Raw genomic sequence first — 8202 nt, forward strand, 5'->3', positions numbered from 1 at the left:
GTGGATCACTTGACCTGCGGGTCCGTGAGCCAAAGTGACCACCACGGCCGGCGGTTCGTCCCTTTCCCAACGGAGTCGTGAACGCCCGGGGTTCCGCGCTAGATCAAGCTGAAATCAGCAGGTGGCCGGGTCCTCCTTGCCGGACAGCGTGCAGCAGCCCGCGTGACGAAGCGCAGGCGAACACGTTCCCGCGTACTCCAACCTCCCGGACCAAGGAGCGCATCATGTCGATCGAAGAGAACAAGGCCGTCGTCGGACGCTGGTTCACCGAGTTCTGGGGCCCGGACTTCAACCCGGCCGTCATCGACGAACTCGCTGCACGCCCCCTGCCGCGGCCGTGACGCCGTGCGCGCCTTCGCGGAGAAATTCCGGGCATCGTTCCCCGACCTCGCTTTCTCCGGCACCGCCGACCTCATCGCAGAGGGCGACGACGTCGTCGGCCAGTGGATCGGCGGCGGTACCCAGACCGGTGACGCATTCGACGACATGCCCATCGGTTCCCTGCCCGCCAAAAGCGGCAAGACCATGCGCTTCACCGGCACCACCGTTCTCAAGGTCGTAACACCGAGCCCGGCGGGCCCGGTTCGCGGTCCCCGGAAGCAACGCCAGGGGAGCGCGGCGCACCATCCTTTCCGGCCGGCAGAGCAGCGTCCGAATCCCGCCAGACAAGACGTCCGATAAGCCGCACAGTAGATGACGAAGACGCCACTTCGAAGACTTCGCGAAAGGACACCGGACCGATGACGCTCTACACGACGATGGACAGCCCGCTGGGCGAACTGCTGCTGGTGGGCGAGGAGTCGGCCACCGCCGGGGGTGGCCTCGCACTCGCCTCGCTGTCCGTACCGGGCCAGACGCACGGGGCCGTCGTCCAGGACGACTGGATCAGGAAGCCGGAGGCGTTCACCGGGATCGTCGACCAGCTGCGCTCCTACTTCGACGGACAGCTGATCCGCTTCGACATTGAGTACGTCACCGGTGGCTCGGACTTCCAGCGACGGGTGTGGACGGCCCTGGAGACCATTCCCTACGGCACCACTCTCACCTACAGCGACATCGCCCGGAGCATCGGCGCCCCGAAGACCGCCGTGCGGGCGGTGGGCACGGCCATCGGCGCGAACCCGCTGCTGGTCGTACGCCCCTGCCACCGCGTCATCGGCTCCAGCGGCCGGCTGACCGGCTATGCCGGCGGCCTGGAACGCAAGCAGCAGCTCCTGGACCTGGAAGACGTCCACCAGGCCGTCTGACAAGTCATCACCCCGGCGCTGTACCGGCTCCCCGGCGGCAGCGGAGCCGGGGTGCCCGAGCCAAGGGATCAGCCTCATGACCACCCGCCTTGCGGACCCGGTCGCCGACCGGGTCACCCGCGCCGACTGGACAACCCTGACCCGCGAACTCGACGAGCACGGCCACGCCCTGACCGGACAGCTCCTCACCCCCGCCGAGTGCCGCGACATCGCCGCCCTCTACGACCGGCCCGACCGCTTCCGCACCACCGTCGACATGGCCCGCCACCGCTTCGGCTCCGGCCAGTACCGCTACTTCACCCCCGACCTGCCCGACGTCGTACGGGAGTTGCGGGAGGCGTTCTACCCCCGCCTCCTGCCCGTCGCCCGGGACTGGGCGGACCGGCTCGGCAGTCCCGCCCCCTGGCCCGACAGCCTGGAGGAGTGGCTCCGCCTGTGCCACGAGGCCGGGCAGAACAAGTCCGCTCAGATCCTGCTGCGTTACGGCCCCGGCGACTGGAACGCCCTGCACCGGGACGTGTTCGGCGACATGGTCTTCCCGCTCCAGGTCGTCATCGGCCTCGACGCACCCGGCACCGACTTCACCGGCGGGGAGTTCCTGATGACCGAGCAGCGGCCCCGCGCCCAGTCCCGCGGCTCGTCCACGACCCTCCCGCAGGGCCACGGCCTCGTCTTCACCACCCGTGACCGGCCCGTGGCGACCAGGCGCGGCTGGTCGAACGGACCGATGCGGCACGGCGTGAGCATCGTACGCTCCGGCCGCCGCCACACCCTCGGCCTCGTCTTCCACGACGCCGCATGACCCCCGACGCCGGCGAGCCTGAACACACCTACACGCTGCTCGGACCGGACGGACAGCCCTACCGAAGCACCGTGCCGGGCACGCTCGGCGGACACCGCCGCGGACGCCTGTACGGGCGGCTGGACTGCCCCTCCGCGCTGCGGGCCATCGCCCACGGCCACTACGTCGAGCACCGCGTCTTCTTCGCCGACGAGGCCACCGCCGTCGCGGCCGGATACCGACCCTGCGCCGTGTGCATGCCCGGCAAGTACGCCCGCTGGAAAGCCGACCGAGAAGGCATCACCACCGGAGGTGCGCTGCCAGGTGTCGGCTTCGAGTCGTGGGCTGGAGCGGGACCGGCTGCTGCTCATGGGCCCTGATACCACCCGAACGACACTGTGAGGCTCCTCGGTAGGTCGATCTCTTCGTGATCAACCCTGACGCGGACAAGCGGAAGACACATGGTCGGAAGTGCCGTATTACCTGTGATCTGCTAGGAGGGTCTCCGCATGCGCAATTTCGGATTGCTCGGTAGGAGTTCCGTGGCAGCCTTGAGCGCGGTTGTGTTCTGCGCTCCGCTGGCTTCAGCTGCTGGTGCCTCATCCCGGGCCGACGGCCAACAGGACGAGCAGGTGCTGTCACTGATCGCGAAGACCGTTCAGTTCACACCGAACGGCTCCGGTGACGCCCAGGGCAACGGGTTCACGCTCGCCAACGACCTCTACCGCGGCGACCAGAGGGTCGGCTCCGGCGGCGGAGGCTGCACCATCATCCGCCTCGAGACAGGTGCGAGCACCGGCACTCTGCAGTGCCTCATCACCTTCGCTCTCAGCGACGGTGATATCACGGTCCAGGGCTTTGCTCCCTACGCCCCGCCGCCCCGCGACTTCAACCTCTCGATCACCGGCGGCACGGGGAGCTACGAGACGAGCGGCGGCTACGTGCACGGGCACACCGTGGACGACACGACCACTGAACTCACGTTCCACATCGCGCCCTGAACGACGCGCTGACCCCCAGCTGCCATGACGTCGAGCCTGAACAGAAGGCGGATAATAGGACGAGGTTGACGAGGCGCAGGCCGCGTTCATCACCGCAGCCCGGCGCAGTCTTCGGGATGATGGGGTCCGCAGGACTCGCTGGGCGCCACAGTCTGTCACTCATACTCGCCAGAACTCGCTTGGGTTCGGTCACGCGGCAGCAGTTCCGAACCCCCGCCCAGCAGCGCGACCTCGTCACCGCCTGCCGCGTCTGGGCCGCCGGACCGGTCCCCATCCGTCACACCCGGCTGCCGCGCGGCGGCGTCGTGTCCATACAGACCGTGTGTGTCGGCCGACACTGGCATCCCTACGCCTACACGCGCACTGCCGGTGACGTGAACGGCGAGCGGGTCGCCCCGTTCCCCGGGATGGTCCGCCTCGGCCGCCTCGTGCTGCTCGAGGCGTACGGCGACCAGCAGGCCGCGGGCGACCACACTCCGGACACCGCCCTGAGCCGCTGCGGACGCCCGCGAGATGACTCGTACGGTGACTGTCCGTCTGTCCGGGAGTTCCCGGGTGAGTGGGGCGGTGCGGGCCGCCGTTCGCATCGCCGGGTCAGGTGTCGGTGTCCCGGAGGCCGACCGCGTCGTGCTGCCAGAACGGCTGCGAGTACACCAGCGTCCCCGTCATCCATGGCTCGTACGCCGGGAGCTTCAGCACCTGGAAGGCGGCGTCCGGGATGCGCAGAGACGGCTTGCGGAAGCCCCGCTCTCCGCCAGGCACGAACCCGAAGCGTGCGTAGTAGCCGGGATCCCCTTCGAGGAAGACGAGCGGAACGGGGCGCTCGGCAAGGATCTTAAGACCGCGCTGGATCAGGGCTGAGCCCACTCCCTGTCGCTGGTGATCCGGCGTCACGGCCAGCGGGCTGAGCACCTGAACGTCGACCAGGCGGCGTGGGGCATCGAGCACGCTGTGGGTGAACATGACGTGCCCGACCACCTGTCCGGCCTGTTCCGCGACCAACGACAGCCCGCGGTCAGGGACCAGGTTTCCGCGCAGGGTATCCGTCAAATCAGCCACGACGGTCCCGTGGTCACCGAACGCCTGCAGCTGGAGGCGCCTCACGGCTTCTGTGTCACCGGGCGACTCTTCGCGAAGGTCCATAGTCCCGAGGCTAGGGATGCGCCGTCTTCACCGTCGACTGGTTAATGAACGGGCCCGGGGCGAATTCCTTGCCTTCCGGGCCCGCCTCGAGAGGAGGAACTCCCGTCCCTGGGTGGGTGGTTCGTCGGCGCAGCGGATTGGTGATCTTGTCCCGCGCCTGGGCCTCGCCATCTGCATGACTGGAGTCCCGGGGGTGGGACGAACCTGCCCATCGGGTCGGTGGTGGGTCCTGGGCTCGGCGGGCGTCGCTGTTGCGGTGCGCCCGCCTGACGAGAGCCGGGGGGGCGGGTGGGGCGGCGGCAGGGTTTGGGAGGGGACCTGCCGCCGCCGTCGGGGGGTGTCAGCGGTGGTGGCGGCCGTTGTCGTCGTGGCGATTGTCGTAACGGCCGTTGTCATAACGTCCGTTGTCGTAACGGTCGTTGTCGTGGCGGCGGTCGTTGCCCCAGGACGTGGTGTCGATGAAGCGGCCGCGGTCGTCGCGCAGGGTGGCGGTGTCGTTGTTGTCCCAGATGGGGCTGCGGCGGTTCTGGTAGAGGTCGGAGCCGGTGTTGCGGCCGTACCCGGTGTGGATGCGGACCGTGGCGCGGTCGTCCAGGCGGAAGTGGCGGAAGGTGTAGGTGTTGCCGTCGGAGTCCGAGAGGGTCCAGCCGGACAGGTTCACGTCGCGGCGGCCGTTGTTGGTGATCTCCACCCACTCGCGGTTCAGGGAGCGGTCGTAGCGGGAGCCCCGGCCCGACGAGTCGGCGTGCACCTCGCTGATGACCACCTGGTCGCGGTGCTGGTTTTGGTGGTGGTCGGCGGCCGCGGCCGGCAGTGCCGTCGTCGCGATGCAGGACGCCGCCACCGCGGTGGCGGCGCTCAGCCGGCGGAGGGTTGCGGGGAAGGAAACGGACACGGGGTCTCCCTTTGCAGGGTGGGTGCGCCCCTTGGGGCGCGGGGTCGGGCCGCCGTGTCCCGCGGGGGTGGGGTGTGGGGCGGCCTGGCGGCCGGGTGGCCGCGTGACGACACCCTGCTGGCCGGGTGCGGGTGCGGTGCGGGCGACGCGAGGCATGTTACGTATTGCGGATATTTCTGTGACACTCGGATGTGTTGTTCATTTATGTCCGTGATGGGGATTTTTGCGGGGGTGTCGGGGCCGGCTGCCGGGCCGGGCGCCCCGGCTCACTCGAAAGTGGGTAACAGGCAGGCGTCCGAGCGGGGCAGTCACGGGACCAGGACCACCTTTCCGCTGGCCGTGCCGGATTCGGCCAGGCGCAGGGCCTCGGCGGCCCGGGCGAGGGGGAGTTCGGCGGCCACGGTCGCGGTGATGTCGCCGCGCTGCAGGGCTGTGAGGACCTGGGTGAGGTCGGTGCGCAGGCGGGCGCGGAAGCGGTTCTCGGAGAGGGCCTTGCCGGCCCAGACGCTGAAGAAGCAGGCGTGGCGGCCGTTGGGCAGCGTGTTCCACATCCAGAGGCGGCCCAGGATCTTGAGTACGGGCCACTGCTTGGAGCCGGTGTCGTCGCGGGTGGCGGCGCTGCCGTACGAGACGAGGGTGCCGCCGGGGGCGAGGAGGTGCCAGGAGTCGCTCAGGCCGGGGCCGCCGACGTGGTCGAAGACCGCGTCCACGCCGCCGGGGGCCAGTTGGCCCACCCGGGCGGGGATGTTCTCGGTGCGGTAGTCGACGGGGGTGACGCCCAGGGCGCGCAGGGTGTCGTGGTGGCGGGCGGAGGCGGTGCCGATGACCCGGACTCCGGCGGTGAGCGCGAGTTGGACGAGGAGCGAGCCGACTCCGCCGTTGGCGCCGTGGACCAGGATCGTCTGGCCGGAGCGGATGCGGGCCTTGCGGTGCAGCATCTGCCAGGCCGTGATGCCGTTGACCACCGCGGTCTCGGCCTCCGCCGCGCCGACGCCTTCGGGGACCTCGACCAGGTCCGCGGCGTCCAGCAGGACGTGGCTGGCCCAGCCGCCGGTCTTCGTCAGGGCCGCGACCCGTGTGCCGATCAGGGTGCCGTCGACGCCGGCGCCGGCCGCCTGGACGGTGCCGACCAGGTCGTAGCCGGGGACGAACGGGAAGGGCGGCTGGTCGTAGTAGCGGCCGCGGCGCATCTGCTGTTCGGCGAAGGAGACGCCGGTCGCCTCCATGCGGACGACGACCTGGCCCGCGCCCGGTGCGGGGATGGGGCCGCGGCGCAGTTGGAGGTCCTCGGGCTCAACCTTGCCGGGGAGGACGACCGCCGTGCGCTGCTCAGTGTGCGTCGGGTTCATCGGATTCGTCGTCGCGTTCATGGCCGGCCTCCGGGAGAGTGGGTGAGATATGTCGTTTCGTTTGTTAGAAGGTGTAACCAGGCTGTACGGCGGCCGGGCGTCCCGTCAAGTGCATGTCTCATGTTCTTTAGATGCCATCTCTCACGTGATAGGGTCTAACGCACGCACGTGGTGACGCGAGGAAGCAGGTGGTCGTCTTGGCCCGGAACGCCACATCCCCCCGGGACCGGTACCGGGCCCAGGTGCGCGCGGAGATCAAGGAACACGCCTGGGAGCAGATCGCCGGCGCGGGGGCCTCCGGCCTCTCGCTCAACGCCATCGCCAAGCAGATGGGGATGACCGGGCCGGCGCTCTACCGGTACTTCGGCAGCCGGGACGAGCTGATCACCGAGCTCGTCATGGACGCCTACCGCAGCCTCGCCGGCGCCTTCCGCGCCGCCGCCGCGGGCGGTGCCGGCCTCGCGGGGCTGGCACACGCGCTGCGGCGCTGGGCGCTCGAGGATCCCCAGCGGTACTTCCTCATCTACGGCACCCCCGTGCCCGGTTATCACGCACCGGACGACTCCACCGCGATCGCCGCCGACATCATGACGATGCTGCTCGACGCCTGCGCCTCCGTCCCGGCCGACGCCGGCTCCGTGGACAGTGGCGGGAACGGGTTCGACGCCCATCTCGCCGGGCATCGGCAGTGGGACGGCGGCCACCTTGCCCCGGCCCCGGTGCTGCGGCGCGCCCTGACCTTCTGGACACGGCTGCACGGAGTCCTGTCCCTGGAGCTCGCCGGGCATTTCACCGGGATGGGCTTCGACGCCGAACAGCTCTTCACCGCCGAAGTGGACGGTCTGGCCGGGCACTGAGCCGGGGGCAGAGGATGGGGTGGATCTTGAGCACGCCGGTTCGAATTCCGGGTGGTGCTCGCTGCGTTGGTGGTCCAAGGAAAGACGTCCCGCTTCCTGCGGGGAGATGCAGGTGCAAGGCCTGCCCGGCGCTCTGCTGAACCCCGCCCCTGGCCGGCCAGGGGCGGGGTTCTTGCGTCGGATGCAGTCGTTGAGCGACCGGGCGTGGGGTGCGGGCCGCCGCGTTGTGCAGGGTGCCCGTCCATGGCAGCGGGGATCCGCAGGCGACGGCGGTCATGACGTCGGATCCGGTGGCGCAGGTGACGTCATGTCGGGAGCCGAAGCCCGGGGGCCAGGCGCCGGGCGCCGATCCAGGCCTGGGGACGTCGGTCGCGGCGGCCGTCACCCCCCTCAGCGCTCCAGGCCCAGATCCTCGGTGTCGGTAAGTCCACCTGGAGGCCCCGCGCGCAATGGCCCCGGCCGCCCGCCAATGGAGGCCCCGGCGCAGGGCGCGGACGAGGTGGCGCCGCCGGTGGACAGGGCATCACCGTCCCCCGTAGCCTCCCGCACACGCTCGGGTCGCGGCGGGTGGCTGCCACGCCCGTTGCGACGGAGGGGGCCGCGGCCGTGGACCGGACGCATGCCGTACGTGGTCATGCAGTACAGGAAGCGGGACCAGCAGCCGATGCCCAAGACGACGACGATGTCCTCGCGGGCCAGGCCCGGTTAGGGCGTGATGCCCTGCACCGCGGCGAGAATCCGGGACCCGTGCCCGGGGGCGCGCACACCCCGGTGTCTTCGCGGTGGAGGTGCTCCCCCGACGGGCACCCCTGCCTCAACTCCCGGACCGTACAGTTGAAGGCTCCCCTCCCTGAAGGGAGGGGATTCTCCACCCTCCAGGGCTGAGCGGGGATTTACGGCTCAGGCCGCCACCGGAGCCGGCGGCTCAG

At 70.1% G+C, this 8202-nt stretch carries 9 protein-coding genes and 1 pseudogene; 7 read left to right on the forward strand and 3 right to left on the reverse strand.

The annotated features are described in order from the left end of the window. Nucleotides 1-345: 345 nt before the first annotated feature. From ACFYXB_RS44960 to ACFYXB_RS44985, 6 genes are all read left to right on the forward strand, one after another. Nucleotides 346-681, forward strand: a complete 336-nt coding sequence (locus ACFYXB_RS44960; protein ID WP_389591231.1) for an ester cyclase — start codon at nt 346-348, stop codon at nt 679-681. Between the two features lie 59 nt (nt 682-740). Further along, nucleotides 741-1247: a methylated-DNA--[protein]-cysteine S-methyltransferase gene (locus ACFYXB_RS44965; RefSeq protein ID WP_389591232.1), complete on the forward strand. Its 507-nt coding sequence runs from the start codon at nt 741-743 to the stop codon at nt 1245-1247. A gap of 76 nt (nt 1248-1323) precedes the next feature. Beyond that, nucleotides 1324-2049, forward strand: coding sequence for a 2OG-Fe(II) oxygenase (locus tag ACFYXB_RS44970; protein ID WP_389591234.1), 726 nt, complete (start codon nt 1324-1326; stop codon nt 2047-2049). Further along, nucleotides 2046-2408, forward strand: coding sequence for an Ada metal-binding domain-containing protein (locus ACFYXB_RS44975; protein ID WP_389591235.1), 363 nt, complete (start codon nt 2046-2048; stop codon nt 2406-2408). Before ACFYXB_RS44970 ends, ACFYXB_RS44975 begins: the two co-directional genes overlap by 4 nt. A 252-nt stretch (nt 2409-2660) precedes the next feature. After that, complete coding sequence (locus ACFYXB_RS44980; protein WP_388503994.1) at nt 2661-3029, forward strand: hypothetical protein; 369 nt, start codon at nt 2661-2663, stop codon at nt 3027-3029. A 119-nt stretch (nt 3030-3148) separates the two neighbouring features. Continuing rightward, complete coding sequence (locus ACFYXB_RS44985; RefSeq protein ID WP_389591242.1) at nt 3149-3868, forward strand: alpha-ketoglutarate-dependent dioxygenase AlkB; 720 nt, start codon at nt 3149-3151, stop codon at nt 3866-3868. Here ACFYXB_RS44985 and ACFYXB_RS44990 read toward each other — a convergent pair. From ACFYXB_RS44990 to ACFYXB_RS45000, 3 genes and pseudogenes are all read right to left on the reverse strand, one after another. Then, a pseudogene (locus tag ACFYXB_RS44990) lies at nt 3801-4172 on the reverse strand (GNAT family N-acetyltransferase); the annotation flags it as partial. The gene ACFYXB_RS44985 and the pseudogene ACFYXB_RS44990 sit on opposite strands and share 68 nt — an antisense overlap. 340 nt (nt 4173-4512) lie before the next feature. After that, the gene (locus tag ACFYXB_RS44995) at nt 4513-5067 is read right to left on the reverse strand and encodes a lamin tail domain-containing protein (protein WP_389591237.1); all 555 of its coding nucleotides are present in this window, start codon (nt 5065-5067) and stop codon (nt 4513-4515) included. Between the two features lie 308 nt (nt 5068-5375). Further along, nucleotides 5376-6437, reverse strand: a complete 1062-nt coding sequence (locus tag ACFYXB_RS45000; RefSeq protein ID WP_389591239.1) for a medium chain dehydrogenase/reductase family protein — start codon at nt 6435-6437, stop codon at nt 5376-5378. Nucleotides 6438-6613: 176 nt separating this feature from the next. On the opposite strand from ACFYXB_RS45000, the gene ACFYXB_RS45005 reads away from it, so the two are divergent. Further along, a complete protein-coding gene (locus tag ACFYXB_RS45005) occupies nt 6614-7273 on the forward strand; it encodes a TetR/AcrR family transcriptional regulator (RefSeq protein ID WP_389591240.1) in 660 nt (219 codons plus the stop codon). Nucleotides 7274-8202 lie beyond the last annotated feature (929 nt).

The sequence above is a fragment of the Streptomyces sp. NPDC002619 genome (assembly GCF_042889305.1).
Lineage (GTDB): Bacteria > Actinomycetota > Actinomycetes > Streptomycetales > Streptomycetaceae > Streptomyces.